The 18,819-nt window shown below is 43.8% G+C and carries 20 protein-coding genes; 13 read left to right on the top strand and 7 right to left on the bottom strand.

The window, feature by feature from the left end:
* Positions 1–117: 117 nt before the first annotated feature.
* The 3 genes from AOQ32_RS04890 to AOQ32_RS04880 all read right to left on the bottom strand — a co-directional run bounded on the left by AOQ32_RS04890 (position 118) and on the right by AOQ32_RS04880 (position 1,834).
* Positions 118–609 carry a GNAT family N-acetyltransferase gene (locus AOQ32_RS04890; RefSeq protein ID WP_059393852.1) on the bottom strand — a complete coding sequence of 164 codons (492 nt, stop codon included), beginning with the start codon at positions 607–609 and terminating at the stop codon, positions 118–120.
* A gap of 122 nt (positions 610–731) precedes the next feature.
* On the bottom strand, positions 732–1,271 hold the full coding sequence (locus tag AOQ32_RS04885; RefSeq protein WP_059393851.1) for a GNAT family N-acetyltransferase: 540 nt from the start codon (positions 1,269–1,271) through the stop codon (positions 732–734).
* Between the two features lie 170 nt (positions 1,272–1,441).
* Positions 1,442–1,834 carry a VOC family protein gene (locus AOQ32_RS04880; RefSeq protein ID WP_059393850.1) on the bottom strand — a complete coding sequence of 131 codons (393 nt, stop codon included), beginning with the start codon at positions 1,832–1,834 and terminating at the stop codon, positions 1,442–1,444.
* Positions 1,835–2,367: 533 nt separating this feature from the next.
* Here AOQ32_RS04880 and AOQ32_RS04875 point away from each other — a divergent pair.
* From AOQ32_RS04875 to AOQ32_RS04815, 13 genes are all read left to right on the top strand, one after another.
* Complete coding sequence (locus AOQ32_RS04875; protein WP_083994419.1) at positions 2,368–3,567, top strand: DNA/RNA non-specific endonuclease; 1,200 nt, start codon at positions 2,368–2,370, stop codon at positions 3,565–3,567.
* A gap of 113 nt (positions 3,568–3,680) precedes the next feature.
* On the top strand, positions 3,681–4,157 hold the full coding sequence (locus AOQ32_RS04870; protein ID WP_059393848.1) for a DUF805 domain-containing protein: 477 nt from the start codon (positions 3,681–3,683) through the stop codon (positions 4,155–4,157).
* A gap of 259 nt (positions 4,158–4,416) precedes the next feature.
* Entirely contained in the window at positions 4,417–4,950 is a 534-nt protein-coding gene (locus AOQ32_RS04865; protein ID WP_059393847.1) for a hypothetical protein, read from the top strand.
* A 234-nt stretch (positions 4,951–5,184) separates the two neighbouring features.
* A complete protein-coding gene (locus tag AOQ32_RS04860; RefSeq protein ID WP_047974557.1) occupies positions 5,185–5,922 on the top strand; it encodes an amino acid ABC transporter ATP-binding protein in 738 nt (245 codons plus the stop codon).
* A gap of 25 nt (positions 5,923–5,947) precedes the next feature.
* Positions 5,948–6,817 carry a transporter substrate-binding domain-containing protein gene (locus AOQ32_RS04855; RefSeq protein ID WP_047974558.1) on the top strand — a complete coding sequence of 290 codons (870 nt, stop codon included), beginning with the start codon at positions 5,948–5,950 and terminating at the stop codon, positions 6,815–6,817.
* Positions 6,814–7,455: an amino acid ABC transporter permease gene (locus AOQ32_RS04850; RefSeq protein WP_059393846.1), complete on the top strand. Its 642-nt coding sequence runs from the start codon at positions 6,814–6,816 to the stop codon at positions 7,453–7,455. Before AOQ32_RS04855 ends, AOQ32_RS04850 begins: the two co-directional genes overlap by 4 nt.
* A 12-nt stretch (positions 7,456–7,467) precedes the next feature.
* Positions 7,468–8,121 carry an amino acid ABC transporter permease gene (locus AOQ32_RS04845; protein ID WP_059393845.1) on the top strand — a complete coding sequence of 218 codons (654 nt, stop codon included), beginning with the start codon at positions 7,468–7,470 and terminating at the stop codon, positions 8,119–8,121.
* Positions 8,122–8,367: 246 nt separating this feature from the next.
* A complete protein-coding gene (locus tag AOQ32_RS04840; RefSeq protein ID WP_047974561.1) occupies positions 8,368–9,105 on the top strand; it encodes an amino acid ABC transporter ATP-binding protein in 738 nt (245 codons plus the stop codon).
* A 46-nt stretch (positions 9,106–9,151) separates the two neighbouring features.
* The gene (locus tag AOQ32_RS04835) at positions 9,152–10,021 is read left to right on the top strand and encodes a transporter substrate-binding domain-containing protein (RefSeq protein WP_059393844.1); all 870 of its coding nucleotides are present in this window, start codon (positions 9,152–9,154) and stop codon (positions 10,019–10,021) included.
* Complete coding sequence (locus AOQ32_RS04830; protein WP_059393843.1) at positions 10,018–10,659, top strand: amino acid ABC transporter permease; 642 nt, start codon at positions 10,018–10,020, stop codon at positions 10,657–10,659. Before AOQ32_RS04835 ends, AOQ32_RS04830 begins: the two co-directional genes overlap by 4 nt.
* 12 nt (positions 10,660–10,671) lie before the next feature.
* Positions 10,672–11,325, top strand: a complete 654-nt coding sequence (locus AOQ32_RS04825; RefSeq protein ID WP_059393842.1) for an amino acid ABC transporter permease — start codon at positions 10,672–10,674, stop codon at positions 11,323–11,325.
* Positions 11,326–11,348: 23 nt separating this feature from the next.
* Positions 11,349–11,576 carry a hypothetical protein gene (locus tag AOQ32_RS04820; protein WP_059393841.1) on the top strand — a complete coding sequence of 76 codons (228 nt, stop codon included), beginning with the start codon at positions 11,349–11,351 and terminating at the stop codon, positions 11,574–11,576.
* A 584-nt stretch (positions 11,577–12,160) separates the two neighbouring features.
* Positions 12,161–14,278 carry a KUP/HAK/KT family potassium transporter gene (locus tag AOQ32_RS04815; protein ID WP_083994417.1) on the top strand — a complete coding sequence of 706 codons (2,118 nt, stop codon included), beginning with the start codon at positions 12,161–12,163 and terminating at the stop codon, positions 14,276–14,278.
* 50 nt (positions 14,279–14,328) lie between these two features.
* On the opposite strand, the gene AOQ32_RS04810 is transcribed toward AOQ32_RS04815, so the two are convergent.
* The 4 genes from AOQ32_RS04810 to AOQ32_RS04795 form a co-directional block, all read right to left on the bottom strand.
* Complete coding sequence (locus AOQ32_RS04810; RefSeq protein WP_059393840.1) at positions 14,329–14,748, bottom strand: arsenate reductase ArsC; 420 nt, start codon at positions 14,746–14,748, stop codon at positions 14,329–14,331.
* A gap of 87 nt (positions 14,749–14,835) precedes the next feature.
* Entirely contained in the window at positions 14,836–15,756 is a 921-nt protein-coding gene (gene mmuM / locus AOQ32_RS04805) for a homocysteine S-methyltransferase (protein ID WP_059393839.1), read from the bottom strand.
* Positions 15,710–17,101 carry an amino acid permease gene (locus AOQ32_RS04800; protein ID WP_059393838.1) on the bottom strand — a complete coding sequence of 464 codons (1,392 nt, stop codon included), beginning with the start codon at positions 17,099–17,101 and terminating at the stop codon, positions 15,710–15,712. Before AOQ32_RS04800 ends, mmuM begins: the two co-directional genes overlap by 47 nt.
* 70 nt (positions 17,102–17,171) lie before the next feature.
* Positions 17,172–18,812, bottom strand: a complete 1,641-nt coding sequence (locus tag AOQ32_RS04795) for a peptide ABC transporter substrate-binding protein (protein ID WP_059393837.1) — start codon at positions 18,810–18,812, stop codon at positions 17,172–17,174.
* Positions 18,813–18,819 lie beyond the last annotated feature (7 nt).

Genomic DNA, 18,819 nt, shown 5'->3' with positions numbered 1-18,819 from the left:
AACAAGATAAAGTTAAGTTGAAGTAAATTAAAAGGCCAGCTACTGATATTTAATCGGTAACTGGCCTTGTAGCTTGATTTGTGTTGTAATAGTGAATTTTGTTTTCAATGGCATTAATTAAAGCATTTTAGTCATGTTATACCAAGTCTCACCAGCATGCTGAGAATCAGAAATGCCATCGACTTGATAACCGTTTCTTTCATAAAAAGGAACCAGTTTTTCTAAACATGTTAAGGTTATTAACTGACGTCCTTGTTGCTTCGAAACGATAGCCAGTTGTTGTAATAATTGACCTGCAATGCCCATTTTTTGTTTGTCTGGTGATACGACCAAACTCAGAATTGTTTGATAGGGTGCTTGATCTGAATTGGGAACTGATGTTTCAAATAGTTCGTCTGAAATATAACGTTCTGTCGACGCCGGACCAACAATGTAACCTGCAGGATTTTCTTGTTCATCATAGGCAACAATAAACGTATCTGGGATAACTTTTATTCGTTCTAACATACTTTCCTTGGTGGCCGCCTCGGCCTCAGAAAAACCTGAATTTTCAATATTCATAATTTTATCTAAATCAGTTTCTTTTGGTTTACCAAATGTAATTGCCATTATTAAGCCTCCTTTATTTTGCCGTGAAAAGTATTATAACTCATTAAATAGGTTGGTCAAAAATATTAGTACAAAGCCACTACTCTGGTTTGGGTAGTGGCTTTTTTAATTCATTTTTTGTATTATCGCCGACTAGCCAACCAGTCCTCTTGAAAGATAGCATAGTGGTCAAAATCAACCCAATGACCATCATAGAAGACTTCATTTTTTGAAGTACCTTCTTTGACAAAACCAGCCTTAGTATAGGCTTTTACAGCTCCGGTATTGAAAGGGAAGACCGACAATTTTATTTTATGCATGTTCAGGTTATTGAAACCATAGTCCAATATCAATGACAGTGTTTCTTGACCATAGCCTTTGAATCGGTCTTCTTCTTTTGGAAAACCAATACCAAGTTCACAAGAATGGTTACGAATACTGATATTTGATAAGCTGACAAACCCAATTAAGCTGTCATCATCGACCTTGCGAACGGTAAATTCAACATTTTCGTCACTTCTAGAAGAATTACGAAAAATCTTTTCCCAATCTTCCGCCGTAAAGGGGTGAATGACGTCATCAGACAGCGGATTAATAAAGTTTTCATCCCATTGCCAGCTGGCAAAGTCGTTGCCATCACCTTCGTGGTAATGCGATAATTTTACATTTTTTCCTGTAAACATAATTTCTCCTGTTTAATCTCGTATTGCCATTGTTTAGAGTTGAAATCAGAATAAAGGCTGATTTTTTTAAATCAGTACTGTGAGATTCTGAAAGTTACTGGGTGTGATATTACAAACAGTATAACTTAAAACGGCTTAACATATGCTGACCGTTGGAATGCCAGCTTTTTTTAATCCGTAAATCTCAGCAAGTAGCCATTTGGATCTTGAATTAAAAATTCTTTTTGAACAATCAAACCGTCAGCACCTTCGTATCGGCTGACTGTTAGTTCACGAAATAGGGACACACCACTGCTCATAATTTCATGATAGAAATTATCAATTGCTGGGATTTCAAATGATAAATTGATACCACGCCCGAGAGGGTAAACGAGCTCTGCAGTGTTCCAACCGCTATCGTGAATTTCTTCCAACATGACCTGGTTACCATCTTTACTTAAGAAAACGAAATGTTTACCTGGTCGTTCATACTCAACTTTAAATTTTAAAGTATCGAGATAAAAGCGTTTTGATTGTTCAAGGCTAAAGACGGATAATTCGGGGATGGTTTTATTGAATTTCATTGTTCTTTTCCTTTATTAACCAAGATGTTGTGGAGGGTTTAGCCCTGGCTTGAATTGCACTGTGAGCGTTGAAAATGTGCTTTTGTTGATTATAGCGTTTTTGAACGAATGTTTAATCGACAGGAGGAGCTAAAACTTAAAATTTCCTCATCCAATCAATTAATCAAATAATGCCGGGGTAAATGCTGGTTGATAATTTTGTCATGCTTTAGTCGATATAAAATTACTTTTTGTTGCAGTCTCTTTGAATATTTATACACTGATACACATTAGAAAAAAATACTGTAGAATAGAAAAAGGTATAAATTAATATCTAAATGTCTAACGTTTGGATTGGGTGAATGTAGAGGTACTAGAGAAACTTTTTTAGCAACGTCTTTAATTGCTAAGAAAATATAATCAATAAATTTAGTATTTTCTTCCATTAACTTGAACAACGTGCGCAAACACACGCTAAGAGCGAGGGAGAAACCATGAATGGATTTTTTGTAATGCTATTTTTCGTATCCCTGATTTGGCTAATGGTCGAATGGATGAAAAATAAGCGGGCGGGATTAAAGCTGCCAAAGCGAGGTAAGTGGCTACTAGCGGCAACGCTGGCCTTCTTTATGATTGCCGGGGTAACGACACCTACCGATCAATCACAGGCGGATGACAAGCCAAAGGCGAAAAAATCAGCTACAACGGCGTCGCAGTCAAAGAAATCGGCTGCGACTTCAAGTAGTGCCGCAGCTACTCAAAGTTCAAGTACCAATGTTGACCAAAAACAGCAAACGGATAGTGGCCTCTTAGCATTTACCGGCAAGCGGCAAATGGTCATGGGTGACTTGGATCGATTGGGGCGAGCAACTTATTCTCATATTCAATTGCAGGATAAGGATGAGCCAAAAGTTAAACGGGCAGCAAAATTAAAGTACAACCCGGTCGGGTGGCACAACTTTAAATTTTATTATGGTGATGGAACCAAGCAGGCTTGGGTAATGAACCGAGGTCATTTGGTTGGTTACCAATTTAGCGGTTTGAATGATGAACCCAAAAACTTAGTACCAGAAACGGCTTGGATGAATGCTGGTAATTATAAGGGAATGAACGATAGTAACCAGGATTCGATGCTTTTCTATGAAAATCGTCTTGACTCTTGGTTGGCTAACCATCCGAATTATTGGCTAGATTACCAAGTAACACCAATTTACCAAGGGGATGAATTGATTCCTCGCCAGGTCAAGTTGGACTATGTTGGCTTAGATAGCTCAGGTAAGACACTCGTAATTAAGCTGGGGTCCGGTAAAGAATCAACTGATAGCAATGGCGTTACTCATGTTGTTCTTGATAATGTGACACCAAACGGAACAATTGATTATGCTAGTGGACGAGCTACGAATACGGTTGCAGAGGCTGGTACTAGTGTTGCAACAAAGAAGAGTAAGTCAAGCAAATCCACGACAAAAAAGCAGGAGCAAAGTACAGCTCCTGCAACTCAATCAGATGCTTCAGTAGCACAATCGACCACCCCGACAGAACAGTCTACAGCGCCTGCTGCGCAACCTACTCAGTCTGATCAAGGCAATAGCGGTGAATCCGATAGAACAGTTTATGTCACTGGTGGCGGAAAATCAGATGTCTACTGGTATAGTACCGATTCAATGCCAGCTCGTACTAATAAGGCCAACATCATCACGATGACCGAAGCGCAGGCGAAAGCACAGGGAAAGCGCCTCTCGTTAAAGCAGTGAGCAGAAAAAGGTCGGAATCAAAAATCCTTTTCCCAACTCTATTCCACCTTGCATGCCCTTCCAAGCTTGCGTACAATGGACATCAACAGGAATAGAGAAGGAGAACAACACAAATGACTATGGGTGCTTCTTTCAAAAGCTTTTGGAAAAACTATTTTAACTTTACCGGTACTGCGACTAGGGCCGAATATTGGTGGATGGTTTTACTTGGCGGCATTTTGGCAATTCTTTGGGTAGTTGCGACTGTGATTATGGCTGTTTTTGCCGGCCTGTCACCAGCTAATGAAAAAATGAATATTTGGCATTGGTTAACGACCTTGTCGGGTGGTCTAATCCTTTGGCTAGTTGTCTCAGCATTGGTTTTTCTGGCTATTTTAATTCCTTCGCTATCGTTGGAAGTCCGCCGCATTCGAGACACAGGGTTGAATGCCGTCCTGGTTTGGATTGTTTTTGCCATTGATATCTTGTCTGATGCTTTTGGTTCAACCGGAGTGTTGAACGATATCGTGTCCTTGTTGATTCTGTTGATCTTGGTCTTTCCAACCGATAAGTTAGCAAACGTTCGAATGATTGGTAAAAATCAGCGCTAAGGCTAAAGCTTGCCAACAATAACATCAATTGATACAACTTTGAGAAAGCAATTCCAATTCTGAATTGCTTTTTTAGTTTGTAATTTATTGCTAGTAAGATAGAAATATTAACAAATTTAGACAAATGTCAGGTTTTCTGTTATGGTTGAAATATAAGTGCTTTGACATTTCCTGCCGTTGAATCAGCTAGGGTTGCCATCGGATCGCCCAGGCTGATTTTTTTGGCGGAAAAATAATAAAATGAAAGGAAAATTATTAGATGAAATCGTTATCCAAATTTTTACATAAGCTTTTGCACCACCCTAATACCCTTGCTTGGGTTTTTCCAATCGTGATGGTTGCCATCATGTCCACATATAATACTGTTATTCGTTTTGGCTTTTCTGAACAGAAGCTTGAACGCGTTTGGCTCATGTATCCAGTTGTTGTGGTCTTTATTTATTGCTTGCGTACTTTTGTGACCTTGCCAATTACCATGCGGCTTCATAAGCATTATCCGAAATTTATTAAAAATCATTTGTCCGAAAGTTACACGGTTCCATTGACTGTGATGATGCTTAATGTTTCCATCATGATGCTCTGGTTGACCGAAATGTACCATCGTCTTTACCCACAATTCTTGCCAGGTTACTTGATGAATTGGGTCAAAACTTTCTTTGTTGCTGTACCGATTTTCTTCTTGATTGTTCGACCAATTATCTTAGCCATTTTTGATTACCTCAGAAATCGGTTCCCTGTCGAACCTTTAATTGAAAAAATGGAAGATACATTGGAAACGGGTCACCGGGCCTAACGACAAGGGTGAAAAGTAGGTGAATTATTTTAGAGTAAAAGCAGAACATTTGTCTTCTTTTGCTCTTTTTGTTTGTTTTTAGGTAGCTAATATAAGAAAAACCTTAAACTTTTTTCATTCTTTTGTTATGTTAGCTAACAAAGTTTGTCAGATTTTAGGACGTTGACCCGTAAGATGGAAATAAGCTTGTCCCACTTACGGTCGACTAGAATAAATGTTGCAAGGAGAAAAACGATGTCAATGATCGAATTCAAAAATGTACAAAAGTACTATGGTGACTTTCATGCCCTCCACGACATCAATTTAAAAATTGATGCGGGTGAGACTGTTGTCTTAATCGGCCCTTCTGGGTCAGGAAAGTCGACCTTGATTCGAACCGTCAACGGTTTAGAAGAAATCGAAGACGGGCAGTTGATTGTGGATGGTCAAGACCTCCACGACCCCAAAACCGACATTAATAAGATCCGTCGGGATGTCGGGATGGTCTTCCAACACTTTAATTTGTATAACAACAAAACAGCGTTGGAGAACATCATGTTGGCACCGCGTCTAGTTTTGGGCCGCGAAGAGGCCGAAAACAAGCGAATCGCAATGGAATTGCTGGAAAAAGTTGGTTTGGCTGACAAAGCCAACAACATGCCGTCTGCCTTATCAGGTGGTCAAAAGCAACGAATCGCCATTGCCCGGTCTTTGGCAATGAAGCCAAAGGCACTCTTGTTCGATGAACCAACTTCTGCATTGGACCCTGAAATGATTGGGGATGTTTTGGATGTTATGCGTGATATCGCCAAGGATTCATCCATGACTTTGTTGGTTGTGACTCACGAAATGGGCTTTGCCAAGGCAGTGGCCGACCGGGTGATCTTTATGGCCGACGGTCGCATTTTGGAAGATAATTCGACAGCTAGTTTCTTTGAAAATCCTCGAGAACCGCGGGCGAAGAAGTTCTTAAGCCAGGTGGAACACCACTAAGAAGACGGGAAAGGGGAATTGCTTTATGGAAAAAGCAAAGAAGCGGCGCTTTGGCTTAATCGCGACCATTATTTTAGCCCTGGCCATTGTCCTTGGTCTATTTTGGGCGCAACAAACGGTTGCACATAATGCCAAGCACCAAGATACCCTCACTCGAGTAAAGAAGAGTGGGAAAATTGTTTGGGGAACCAAGGCTGATACGAAGCTGTTTGGTTTGATGGACACGAAGACTGGTCAATCTGAAGGATTCGATGTCGACATGGCCAAGGCTGTCACCAAGCAAATCGGTAAGCAAATTGGCGAAAAGTTGACACCATCCTTCGTGACGGTTTCAACTGCCTCTAAAATTCAGTTGCTGAAGAATACCAATATTGATGGAGTCTTCGGTGTGATGACGATTACCCCAGAACGGGCAAAGATTGTTGATTTCAGTCAACCATATTTCCCAGCGGGTCAGTCACTTTTGGTTAAGAAGGATTCAGGCATCAAGTCTGTCAATGATTTGAACGACCCAAGCAAGACTGTTTTGGTCGTTGTGGGAACAACCGCAGCACAAAATATTAAGAAGTTTGCACCGAAGGCCAAGACGATTGCCTTACAAGACTATGCTTCTGCCATGCAGGCATTGAAGGCTGGTCAAGGACAAGCAATCTCAACCGATAACGCGATCTTGTATGGTTTGGCCACGGAAAACCCAGACTACCAGGTTGTTGGTGGTACATTGACCAACGGCCCTTACGGGGCAGCCTTTGACCATGATCAAAAGCCAATGGTTGATCAAGTCAATCAGGCAATTAACACCATGAAGAAGAACGGTGTCTACAACCAGTTGATTAAGAAGTGGTTCGGTCAGGTGCCAGGTTTGGATTGGCATGATTTGGAGGTGCACGAATGAGTTTGTTTGAACAAAATTTCTCGGTCTTCCTCCAAGGATTTGGTCACACCCTGTTGGCTAGTATCTTTGCCTTGGTGGGATCACTGATTTTAGGAACAATTTTTGCGATTATGCAGGTCACGAATTCAAGAACGGCCCGCACAATCGGTAATATCTATGTCCAGGTTTTCCGAAACATTCCGCTGTTGATTATCACGCTTTTCTTCTACCTCGCGGTAGCGAAGGTGATTAAGATGACAGGGTTTACGGCCGGAACAATTGCTTTGACGCTGTATACCTCAGCCTTTATTGCCGAATCCGTTCGAGCTGGTATTCTTTCCATTGAAGCCGGTCAGATGGAAGGGGCACGAGCAAACGGGTTGACCTTTGGTCAGGCAATGCGGGTGATTATTTTACCTCAGGCCTTCAAGGTGGCGATTCCTTCATTGGGAAATCAGTTTATTAACTTAGTTAAGAACTCATCAATTTTGGCCTTTGTCGGTGGACTGGACTTGATGTACCAAGGAAACATCGTGGCAGCGAACTCCTTTGATACCTTTACGACTTACATTATCATTGGACTCTTCTACCTTGTAATTACCTTGCCACTCAGTTACTACATCCAACACCTTGAACATAAATTGAAGAAGAACGCATAAGGAGGCCGCAGAATGTCAGGATTTTTTAGTGCCTTTACAGAGGCAAACCTCGGCTACCTGATGGGCGGTCTAGGGATTACCGTTGGGGTCTCAATCATCTCGGTTGTTTTGAGTCTGATTTTTGGTTCCATTATTGGAATTGTTTTCTTTGAAAAGATTCCTTACTTCTCAAGTTTCGTTGGAACAATCAACAACATCGTTCGTAACTTGCCGTTGTTGTTAATTATTTTCTTTACTTACTTTGCCTTGCCACAATTAGGCCTGCACTTGCCAATTTTTTGGGCAACGGTCGTGGCCATGACGGTCTTCCAGTCGGCAATGTTGGCTGAAATTGTCCGTGGTGGTTTGGAAGCTGTTGATATCGGCCAGTTTGAAGGTGCCCGTGCCAATGGTCTGTCGAATATGCAGACGATGTGGCACATTGTGTTGCCACAGGCCTACAAGAAGATGATTCCGCCAATTATCTCGCAACTGATTTCCTTAGTGAAGGATACGAGTTTGGCATCCGGAATTGTTCTTGCGGAATTGACTTACCGTGGTCAAATTATCTACGCGCAAAACACGAATTTCATCGTGCCCGTCTTGGTTGTGATGACCTTGGTTTACTTCTTGTTGAACTACGGCTTGTCATTGATTGCCAAGTGGTTTGATCACAAGTTGGCATAATTGTTTGCCTATTATATATATATGAAGAAAACGATTCACTTTTTGAGTGGATCGTTTTTTCTTTTGGACAAATCAGTTGTCTTTAGTTCGGCAACTTAGCAATTAGCTAGTAGAACTAGGTCAATTTCAAGTCTTTTAGTCAAAATACCTAACGTAGAGGGGCTATAAATGGTAAAATGTACGTATTAATCTTAACGCCTTTTCCTGCAGTTAGGAAAAGGCGACTTTTTTGTGAGGAGAAAAGCGATGTCAATGATTGAATTCAAAGATGTACAAAAGTACTACGGGGATTTTCATGCCTTACACGATGTGAACTTGAAAATTGACGCGGGTGAAACGGTGGTCCTCATTGGCCCTTCCGGTTCCGGAAAGTCAACCTTGATTCGCACAATCAATGGTTTGGAAGAAATCGAAGAGGGGCAGTTATTGGTTGACGGGTTCGACTTGCATGACCCGAAGACGGATATTAATAAAATTCGTAAGAACGTTGGGATGGTTTTCCAGCACTTTAACCTCTACAACAACAAGACGGTTTTGGAAAATATTATGCTGGCACCACGCTTGGTTTTGCACCGCGATGAAGCCGAGAACAAACGGATTGCTATGGAATTGTTAGAGCAGGTTGGTTTAGCAGATAAGGCGAATAGCATGCCGGCAGCGTTATCAGGAGGCCAGAAGCAACGAGTGGCAATCGCTCGTTCATTGGCAATGAAGCCAAAGGCTTTGCTGTTTGATGAGCCAACTTCCGCCTTGGATCCCGAAATGATCGGGGATGTGCTGGATGTCATGCGTGATATTGCGCGCGATTCTGATATGACCTTGCTGGTGGTGACTCATGAAATGAGTTTCGCCAAGGCGGTCGCTGATCGGGTAATCTTTATGGCCGATGGCCGAATCTTAGAAGATAGTTCAACGGAAGCTTTCTTTGAAAACCCAACAGAGCCACGGGCCAAGAAGTTCTTGAGCCAGGTAGAACATCACTAAAATGGAAGGAAGGGTCTAGCTAAATTAACTTAGTTAGATAAAGCGTATGGAAAAGATTAGAAAACGTCGTTTTGGAATCATTGCTTCGCTGGTTTTGGCTGCCCTGATTTTGCTGGGGGCTTTTTGGGCCAGCGTGACGATTGACAAAAACAAAACGCACCAAGATACCCTGGCCCGGGTTGAAAAGAAGGGGCAAATTACCTGGGGTGTTAAAGCTGATACGAAACTTTTTGGCCTGATGGATACTAAAACTGCCCAACCGGCCGGTTTTGAAATTGATTTGGCCAAGGCGATGACCGCCCAGATTGCTAAACAAACCAATACGAAACTTTCAGCAGCCTTTGTGCCAGTGTCTTCCGCTTCGCGGATTCAGTTGCTGAAAAATACGAACATCGATGGGCTGATTTCCACAATGACGATTACGCCAGAAAGAGCGAAAATCGTTGACTTTACCAACGTTTACTTTAACGCCGGTCAGTCATTATTGGTTAAAAAGGACTCTGGCATTCAATCCGTCAAGGATATGAACGATCCGAAGTACACGGTGTTGGTCGTTGTGGGAACGACCGCCGCCCAAGAAACGAAGAAGTATGCGCCGAAGGCTAAGATTATTGCCTTGCAGGACTACGCTTCTGCGATGCAGGCGTTGAAATCAGGACAGGGACAGGCGCTATCAACGGATAATGCCATCCTTTACGGTCTCGCAACCGAAAACCCAGAATACCACCTTGTTGGTGGGGTCTTCACCAAGGCACCTTACGGAATGGCCTTTGACCATAACCAAAAGCCAATGACAAAGCAGGCCAACCGCGCTTTGAAGACTTTGCAGGAAAATGGCACGTACAACCGTTTGGTTGAAAAGTGGTTCCATAACGTTCCTGGCTTGGATTGGCATGATTTGGAGGTAAACAAATGAGCCTTTTAAATCAATATTTTTCAGTGTTTGTCCAAGGATTTGGTCATACGCTTTTAGCAAGTATTATTGCCCTAATTGGGTCACTGGTCTTGGGAACTCTGTTTGCCATTATGCAGGTCTCATCTTCGAAGGCCGGTCGCATCATCGGGAATATCTATGTTCAGGTTTTCCGGAATATTCCACTCTTGATTATCACGCTTTTCCTGTATTTAGCAGTAGCGAAGGTGATTAAAATGACTGGTTTTGTCGTCGGAACGGTCGGGTTGACACTGTACACGTCCGCCTTTATCGCTGAATCGGTTCGTGCCGGGATTCTTTCGATTGAAGCCGGCCAAATGGAAGGGGCCCGCTCGAATGGGTTGACCTTTAACCAAGCCATGCGGGTGATTATTTTACCCCAGGCCTTTAAGGTGGCGATTCCTTCATTGGGAAATCAGTTTATCAACCTGGTCAAGAATTCCTCCATTTTAGCCTTTGTTGGTGGGTTGGACTTAATGTACCAGGGTAACTTAGTGGCTGCTTCATCCTTTGATACCTTTACGACGTATATCATTATTGGTGTCTTCTATTTGGTAATCACGATGCCATTGAGTTACTACGTCCAACACTTGGAAACCAAGTTGAAGAAGAAAGCCTAAGGGGGAAAGGTCATGTCTGAATTTTTTAACGCTTTTACCTCAGCTAACATGGGTTACCTCCTGGGGGGCTTAGGCATTACTGTTGGCGTTTCAGCTATTTCGGTTGTCTTGAGTCTGCTGTTTGGTTCCATTGTCGGGATTATTCAATTTGAAAAGATTCCATTCTTTTCATCATTTGTTGGCACGTTGAACAACATTGTCCGTAACTTGCCACTGTTGCTGATTATCTTCTTTACTTACTTTGCCTTGCCACAATTAGGCATCCACTTGCCAATCTTTTGGGCGACTGTGGCAGCGATGACGTTCTTTGAGTCGGCCATGTTGGCTGAGATTGTCCGTGGTGGAATGGAAGCGGTGGACCGCGGTCAATTTGAGGGTGCGCGAGCAAACGGCTTGTCCAACATGCAGACGATGTGGCACATCGTGCTGCCACAGGCCTATAAGAAGATGATTCCGCCAATTATTTCACAGCTGATTTCCCTAGTGAAGGACACGAGTTTGGCATCCGGAATTGTGTTGGCTGAAATGACGTACCGCGGTCAAATCGTCTACGCGCAGAACACGAATTACATTATTCCTGTTCTTGTAGTCTTGACGGTGGTATACTTCTTGTTAAACTACGGTTTGTCATTAATCGCTAAGTGGTTTGACAAGAAATTAGCTTAAAGTAAGACAAAAGGACAGCGCCTATGTTCGATCCAAAGAAAAAATCAAAAATTATTGCTGCCGTGGCCTCAGCTTTTTTTGCTGTGTTGATGACCTTTGCTGTGGTTAATCATATTAAGTCACCAGCCGCCTTTGCATCGGATGTGAGTTTGGCTGTTCAAAAAAGCATCGCTGGGGACCAGCGTGGCCTAAACAATATGGTCGATGAAGTATGGGCGCAAGCTGCTCGTGATAACTTCGATAATGACTAAGAGCGATTACCGTTAGTATCAAAAAAACATCACCTGATCCATGTGTTACTATCTGAGTTAAAAGATAGTGCTTTTCATGATGACGGTGATGTCTTTTATTTTTGGGTGAGCTGACAGTGGTTGTTCTAGTAGCTATTGCCTTTCTGATGTTGACAGGTAGGCTAGGTTGGTCGCAGTTCAGCACCGATGCAAGTAAGATGATGCTCAAGCAGGCCTGATAGGATTGATATTTTCGAAATGAATTTAATATAACCGCTTACCTGTCAGGACTTCATTTGCGCCATTAAATGCTGATACTTTGCTTCTAAATTAGTGCTTGTTGAAATAAAAGTAAAATAGTGGTAAAAATGAACTAATGAAAAGCATTATTTTTCCTTGTATATTCTTTCTAAGCGAGTTAAACTCTCCTTTGATTGGTAGAAAAAAGTTGCGCGACAAAAGTGCTTCTGATGTTGGAAAAACGATTTGAGAACCAAGAAAATAGATTGAAAAAATACTTTTATCTAAATTAGATTAGTTCTTTGAGGCACTCAAAAGTCATGAAGAAAGTGACCGTCAATGACTGATTTTATAGGAGAGAAGAAATGACTGATTCAGCAAAGAAGCGGTTAAAGTACGGTGGCTTCCTGATCGCCTTAGGCATTGTCTATGGTGACATTGGAACGTCCCCACTATATACCATGAATGCCATTATTGCCGGCAATGCACATACCGACAATATGAAGAACCTGGTAATTGGGTCAATTTCCCTTGTTTTTTGGACTTTGATGTTAATTACGACGGTTAAGTATGTCTTAATTGCCCTGCAGGCGGATAACCACGGTGAAGGTGGTATCTTCTCCCTGTATAGTAAGGTTCGCAATCGGAACATGAAGTGGCTGATTATCCCGGCCATGGTCGGTGGGGCAGCCTTGCTGGCCGATGGGGCTTTGACCCCGGCTGTGACGGTCACGTCTGCCGTTGAAGGGCTAGAGGGGCAAAAGTTTGGCTCGCTGATGTTCCCAACGGGAATTGATTTCGTTGTGCCGGTGGTGTTGACGATTTTGTTGGTCGTCTTTACTTTGCAACGGAAGGGAACAACCAAAATCGGTCGAATGTTTGGTCCAATGATGCTCATTTGGTTTACCTTTATTGGTTTCTTTGGCCTGTTACAAGTCATTCAATATCCAGAGATTTTAAAGGCCCTTTCGCCTGTTTACGCCGTACAGACTCTGTTCAGTCCGGATAACCGCCTAGGTATTTTTATTTTAGGAAATATCTTCTTGGCCACAACCGGTGCCGAGGCACTGTATTCGGACATGGGACACGTTGGTAAGCGCAATATTTATTTGAGTTGGCCATTTGTGTATGTCACATTGGTTTTGAACTATATGGGACAAGGGGCATGGGTAATCATGCACAACGCGAGTGGTTCAAACCTGAACCTCTTCTTTGATATCTTGCCAAACCAGTGGCGACTGGTCGGCGTTATCTTGAGTACCATTGCAGCCGTCATTGCTTCACAGGCTTTGATTACAGGTGCCTTTACTTTGGTATCGGAGGCCATTTCGCTGAAGATTATGCCACGGTTGCGGATTACTTATCCGAACGATTTCCGTGGTCAAATGTACATCTCGATTGTTAACTGGATGCTCTTTGTCGCCGGTGTGGTCGTGGTTGTGCTTTTCCAGACTTCTCATAACATGGAATCAGCCTATGGTCTGGCCATCACGGTTACGATGCTGATGACAACGACGTTGTTGTTTGAGTTTATTCGCTTTAAGACGCGCACAAGTTTGGCCATTCTGTTTGCCGTTCCATTCGGTTTGCTGGAAACACTCTTCTTGATTGCCAGTCTTGGTAAGTTCATTCACGGTGGATATTTCACGGTGATCTTGATGTTGCTGATTTTGTCGGTGATGGTTTTCTGGTTCTATGGAAACAAGCGCCGCGAAGCACTGTCTTATAACAACGATTATTTGTCCTTGAAGGACTACCGCCGTCAGTTGATGCAGTTGTCTAACGACTCAGAAGAGCCATTGATGGCGAAGAACCTGGTTTATATTGTTAACGTTCATGACGATTATCAAATTAAGAAATCAGTCATCTACTCGCTATTGGGGGCCCGGCCAAAGCGGGCCAAGGTTTACTGGTTCGTCACGATTCGTGAATCCATTAATCCATACGAAAAGAGCTATTCGGTTGATTTGATGGGTAGCCAAAATATGGTTCGAGTTGTTTTGAATCTTGGTTTCAAGGTTGACCCACAAGTTGAATACTACATTCACCAAATTGCCAAGGTTTTGGTTAAGCAGGGTGTACTGGAACCACAAAAGATTCGCTACGGACTGGATAAGAACCGGAGTATTGGTGACTTTAAGTATGTGATTACCAATAATTACTACACGGATTTGAAGGCCGTCTCCAAGATTTCATCATGGGACCGGTTCTTAATCGGTGGCCGCATTTGGTTGCAATCCCACTCTGTCCACCTCCGTTACTTCTATCGCTTGCGCTTGAGTGATACGGTTGAAGAGGTTGTGCCACTCTTTATCGAGCACAAGACAGTCTCAAAGTTGCGGCAGCTGGAAGTTAAAAATCAGATGCCAAAGATGGATCGGTGGAACCGCCGAATCGATGATCCGGTGAGCCCAATCGATAAGAAGCGTCGTCAAGATGGGGATGAACACCCTCACCGCCACGATGATCACCATCACGAATAAAATAATTTTAGCTAGTAAAAAAACGCCTAGGGCTTCTTCAGAAGTTGTCCTTAGGCGTTTTTTTGTATATCGGTGATGAATGTCTGCATTAATTGTTTGATTTCTGCAGCGGTTTCTTTGAAAAAAGCAGTAATTTCTTCATCGGAACCGGTTACCCCAGCAGGGTCTGTTAATAGGAAATGCACTTTCTGGACGGAGTCCGGAGTAATTGGACAATGATCTCGGGCATCACCGCAAAGTGTTACGACGTAGTCGGCTGAGTTTAAAAAATCATCATCAATGGCATCTGATGTTAGACGACTGGTATCAAACCCTTCCTGATTTAACACCTCGATGGTCTTGGGATGGACCCCATGGGGCATTGTTCCAGCGCTTTTGATTGACCAGTCGGCCGGTGCATAGTAGCGGGCGTAGGTCTCGGCAAACTGGCTGCGTGATGAGTTACCAGTGCATAAAAAATAAAGTTGCATTGCATTTCTCCAAAATTATCGTATTTAGATTATACAAGACGGGGGTCAAAAAAGCCCGTTCAACCGAACGGGCTTTCTCAAAGGTAATCATTTTTCAAAGAGGACGGTGCGAACATTCTTCAACTCTGCGGGAATCATCTCGCAGCAACCACTAATCCAAGAAGCGCCGTGACGACGCCAGCTTGGTGCTTTTTCCGAAAAGATTTTTTCGTTTGGCTCGCCCCAGGTTTTCGTGACGGGGTCATAGTCGGCACCAGCATTGGGAGCGACTGCGATGGCTTTATCAGTCTTAGCAGTCGCCGTCACGTAGTCGAGTGCATTTTCCGTAAATTCAGGCTTAAAGCAGTTGAAGCCATAGGCGATAACGTTTTCTTGTGCTTCCAATACGGCTTGCACTTCTCGTAAATCAGTGCCATCACTGATGTGTTGGCTGTCCTTTAACGAACAGGTAAAGAGGACGTCAACATCTGGGTACTGATTTAACAATTGACAGAGCACCTTGATTTCAGCAAAGCTAGGAACAGTCTGGACGGCAATCAAGTCACTGCCAGCCTCAACCAACCATTGAAGACGGTCTTCATGAAAGGCCCTTAAATCGTCATCTGTAATCTCGCCATAGTCACCGGTATATTCGGCACCGTTGGCGAGATAGGCACCGTAGGGGCCGATATTGCCGGCCACCCACTTATCTTGCTCGCCAGTGCTATCAAAGCTGGCTTTTTCTGCCAAGGCGACGGACTGCTTGATTAGCTTTTCGGCCTCGTCTTGTCCTAGACCCTGCTTGGCAAAACCAGCGGTTGATGCTTGGTAAGAATCAGTCGTGGTGATGTTGGATCCGGCATTAAAAAAGTCAAGGTGAACTTGGTAGACCTTATCGGGGTCCGTAATCAATGCTTTGGCTGTCCAGAGGGGGTTATTCGTATCAAAACCCTGGTTACTCAGTCCAAGTCCCATTGAACTATCAAATAAAATCGTCTTCTGTTGTTTGGCCCAATCGTGAAAATTCATGGTGATGTTGTCCTTTACTTTTAGTTTGAAAAATTTGGTAGTAACCGTACAAAAAGAGTGAAAAGGGAACGCCGATAATCAGGGCAATCCGTTGGTTGGGGTCAAAGCCGATGCCAATAATGGAAGCGAGGCAGGCGATAATGACGACAATTGGCGTTAACGGATAAAGGGGTGCTTTGTATTTCAGGTCCTTGATATCGTGCTCTTTTTGGTACTGCTTACGGAAGTTTAATTGCGCCCAAGCAATCACAATCCAGACTGCGACAACAGCAAAGGCCGAAAGAGCGTTGAGGGCTAAATAGAGCGTTTGTGCTGCGTAAATACTGGAGAGGAGGGACAAGGCACCGCCGGCCATTGTTAGGATTAAGCCGTAAACCGGAAGTCCATGACGACTTAACTTACCGAACTTAGGGGAAATTTCACCTTTATCGGCTAGTGACCAAATCATCCGTGAGGCGGCAAAGACACCGGCGTTTGAAGCTGAGAACAGCGTGATAATTAAAATCGCGTTCATGATATCAGCAGCGCCAGGAATACCGGCTTGACCCAAGATGGCCACAAAGGGACTCGTTGCCAGGGCGTTATCGGAAGGTGCTAAGAGGGCACCCATGATTAAGATGGCACCAATAAAGAGCGTAATCAGCAAAACAAGGGTTCTACGACTGGCCTTTGGAATAGATTTTTCCGGGTTCTTGGTTTCGCCAGCGGCCACGCCAATCATTTCGGCCCCAGAATAGGCAAAATTAGCGGTCAAAACGGTGGCTAAAATGGGCCCGATGCCGTGTGGGAACCAGCCGTTCTTGGTTAATTCGCCAAAGTTAGCGGCAGTTTGAATATGGTGACCGGGAATTAATCGGGTGACCATTAAAAAGCCAATAACGATAAAGAAGAGGAGGGCGAACGTTTTGACCCAGGAAGTGATGGATTCACTCTTGGAGAACCAAGAAAGGTTGCCAATGTTCAAAATGAACATGATGAGGCCAAAGAAGAGACACCAAAGCCATGTTGGTTCTTGCGGGAACCAACGTTGCATTAAGACGCCCATCGTTAACAGGTTAGATCCTAATGCAATGGTCCAGGTGAGCCAGTATAGCCAGGCGACAACGAAGCCGACACCGGGATTGATATACTGGTTGGCGTAATCGTGGAAGGCGCCCGTGGTTGGCTGATGAACAGACAATTCACTGAGACACTGCATGACCAGGCAAACGAGGATGGCCCCAATCAGGTAGGCAATCACCGTTCCGATGGCACCGGCACTTTTAATGAAATAACCGGGACTCATAAAAATCCCGGTCCCAATCACGCCACCCAGTGACAGTGCAATCAGCTGGTTGGTGTTCATCGATTGGTTTTGCTCTGCTGTTTTAATAATGTTGCTCCTAGAATGAATTGATTAAATGATTTACCAAGGGTTAGTCGCGGTAAGCGTGGGTCAAGTCCAGCTGCAGACCGGTTGGGTTCAAGACAACACCCTTCACATTTGGTCGATTCAGGATAATACGCTTCCATGAATACAATGGGTTCAAGTTTGCTTGGTCCTTCAAAGCGGCTTCAGCCTTCTTGAAATCAGCGTCTCGGGCTGCCGGCTTATTGGCATCCTGATTTTCCGCTTGATTAACAGCGGCCGTAAAGGCATCATTCTTGAATTGACCACTATTAGTACCAGTCGTTGGCGTTTTGAACATGTTGTAGTAGCTGACACCATCTTGGTAATCACCAGTCCAGTTGGTTAAGGTGATATCGAAGTTACCGTTCTGGGCATCTTGCATCCGCTGCTTGATTGGGACAATCTTTTCCGTGACAGAGATGTCAGAGCCGAAAGTTGATTCCCAAGCCTGCTTAAGGTAATCAACGGTACTCTTGGAAACGACTGCATCGGCATCGGTTTCAATTGTCACGTTCATCTTGCCCTTATTAACTTCTTGAAGACCTTCCTTAAAGAGCTTCTTGGCTTGTGTTGGATCGTATTTGTAACCAGGGTTAACGTAGCTGGCCAGGTCTTGGCCGTTCGTGGCCTTGACCAAGTTCTTTGGCACCAGACCTGTTGCGGCGTAACGAGTACCACCACTGGCCTGATCAGCCAGTGCTTGGCGATTAGTTGCCAGGTTCAATGCCTGACGAATCTTTTGGTTTGCTAAGAATGGATTCTTGGCCTGGTTGTATTCGAGGTAGGAAGAAACAGCCAGTGGTGTCGTTGTTGCCGCCTTATTATTCTTATTGGCTTCGTAAATTTCTGGTGTACCGTAGATTTTTGCGCGATCAACTTTGCCTTGCTGATAAAGTTTGATGGCACTTTCTGGATTTTTGATAACCTGCCAGTTAACCTGCTTGGTTTTGACGTTTTTCGCATCCCAGTAATCAGGATTCTTGACCATCTTGAAGGACTCGTTGGTTCCATTCCAACCCTCCAACTTATAGGGGCCAGAGTAAATCTGATTTTTCGCGGTGGTACCGTAATGGGAACCCTGATCCTTGACGTAGGATTCCTTCTGTGGCATTAACTGGGCGAAACTCAGTAGGTAATTGAATTGCTGCATGGGCTTTTCAAGCTTAAAGGTTAACGTATCACCCTTGGCCGTCACGCCCAATGATGATACTGGCTTTTTGCCCGCCATGATATCGTCGGCATTTTTCACACCCGAAGTCAGGTAGGCGTATTGGGAACCGGTCTTTGGGTCGGCTAACCGTTGCCAGGAGTAGACGAAGTCCTTGGCTGCTAGTTCAGAGCCGTCTGACCATTTCAGCCCAGACCGTAACTGGACGGTGTAGGTGAGACCGTCGCTTGAAACGCTGTAGGACTTGGCCAAATCAGGAACTGGTTCGCCCTTGGCATTCAGCCGCAGCAAGTTCGATTCGGTGTTACCCAAGATGGTGGTGGAGTACTGGTCCGAACTTTTGGAGATATCAAGCGTTTGGATATCGCTATCTAAAGAGTAATTCAGAACGGAGTCTTCCTTAGAGGCATTCGTCTTAAAATGATTAAAGGTTGCCAGTCCTCCACCGGCAACCACTACTAGGGCGGCTGCTACCGTCCATTTTTGCCATTGTTTCATGAATTAG

Origin of the sequence: Fructobacillus tropaeoli, from assembly GCF_001047135.2 — a bacterium.
GTDB lineage: Bacteria > Bacillota > Bacilli > Lactobacillales > Lactobacillaceae > Fructobacillus > Fructobacillus tropaeoli.
The sequence above is the reverse complement of the archived record's forward strand: the minus strand, read 5'-3'. Positions and strand labels throughout refer to the sequence as shown.

Coding starts and splice junctions, on each gene's coding strand:
- AOQ32_RS04890 (WP_059393852.1), bottom strand. CDS start 609: ATGGCAATTACATTTGGTAAACCAAAAGAAACTGATTTAGATAAAATT.
- AOQ32_RS04885 (WP_059393851.1), bottom strand. CDS start 1,271: ATGTTTACAGGAAAAAATGTAAAATTATCGCATTACCACGAAGGTGAT.
- AOQ32_RS04880 (WP_059393850.1), bottom strand. CDS start 1,834: ATGAAATTCAATAAAACCATCCCCGAATTATCCGTCTTTAGCCTTGAA.
- AOQ32_RS04875 (WP_083994419.1), top strand. CDS start 2,368: ATGAAAAATAAGCGGGCGGGATTAAAGCTGCCAAAGCGAGGTAAGTGG.
- AOQ32_RS04870 (WP_059393848.1), top strand. CDS start 3,681: ATGACTATGGGTGCTTCTTTCAAAAGCTTTTGGAAAAACTATTTTAAC.
- AOQ32_RS04865 (WP_059393847.1), top strand. CDS start 4,417: ATGAAATCGTTATCCAAATTTTTACATAAGCTTTTGCACCACCCTAAT.
- AOQ32_RS04860 (WP_047974557.1), top strand. CDS start 5,185: ATGTCAATGATCGAATTCAAAAATGTACAAAAGTACTATGGTGACTTT.
- AOQ32_RS04855 (WP_047974558.1), top strand. CDS start 5,948: ATGGAAAAAGCAAAGAAGCGGCGCTTTGGCTTAATCGCGACCATTATT.
- AOQ32_RS04850 (WP_059393846.1), top strand. CDS start 6,814: ATGAGTTTGTTTGAACAAAATTTCTCGGTCTTCCTCCAAGGATTTGGT.
- AOQ32_RS04845 (WP_059393845.1), top strand. CDS start 7,468: ATGTCAGGATTTTTTAGTGCCTTTACAGAGGCAAACCTCGGCTACCTG.
- AOQ32_RS04840 (WP_047974561.1), top strand. CDS start 8,368: ATGTCAATGATTGAATTCAAAGATGTACAAAAGTACTACGGGGATTTT.
- AOQ32_RS04835 (WP_059393844.1), top strand. CDS start 9,152: ATGGAAAAGATTAGAAAACGTCGTTTTGGAATCATTGCTTCGCTGGTT.
- AOQ32_RS04830 (WP_059393843.1), top strand. CDS start 10,018: ATGAGCCTTTTAAATCAATATTTTTCAGTGTTTGTCCAAGGATTTGGT.
- AOQ32_RS04825 (WP_059393842.1), top strand. CDS start 10,672: ATGTCTGAATTTTTTAACGCTTTTACCTCAGCTAACATGGGTTACCTC.
- AOQ32_RS04820 (WP_059393841.1), top strand. CDS start 11,349: ATGTTCGATCCAAAGAAAAAATCAAAAATTATTGCTGCCGTGGCCTCA.
- AOQ32_RS04815 (WP_083994417.1), top strand. CDS start 12,161: ATGACTGATTCAGCAAAGAAGCGGTTAAAGTACGGTGGCTTCCTGATC.
- AOQ32_RS04810 (WP_059393840.1), bottom strand. CDS start 14,748: ATGCAACTTTATTTTTTATGCACTGGTAACTCATCACGCAGCCAGTTT.
- mmuM (WP_059393839.1), bottom strand. CDS start 15,756: ATGAATTTTCACGATTGGGCCAAACAACAGAAGACGATTTTATTTGAT.
- AOQ32_RS04800 (WP_059393838.1), bottom strand. CDS start 17,101: ATGAACACCAACCAGCTGATTGCACTGTCACTGGGTGGCGTGATTGGG.
- AOQ32_RS04795 (WP_059393837.1), bottom strand. CDS start 18,812: ATGAAACAATGGCAAAAATGGACGGTAGCAGCCGCCCTAGTAGTGGTT.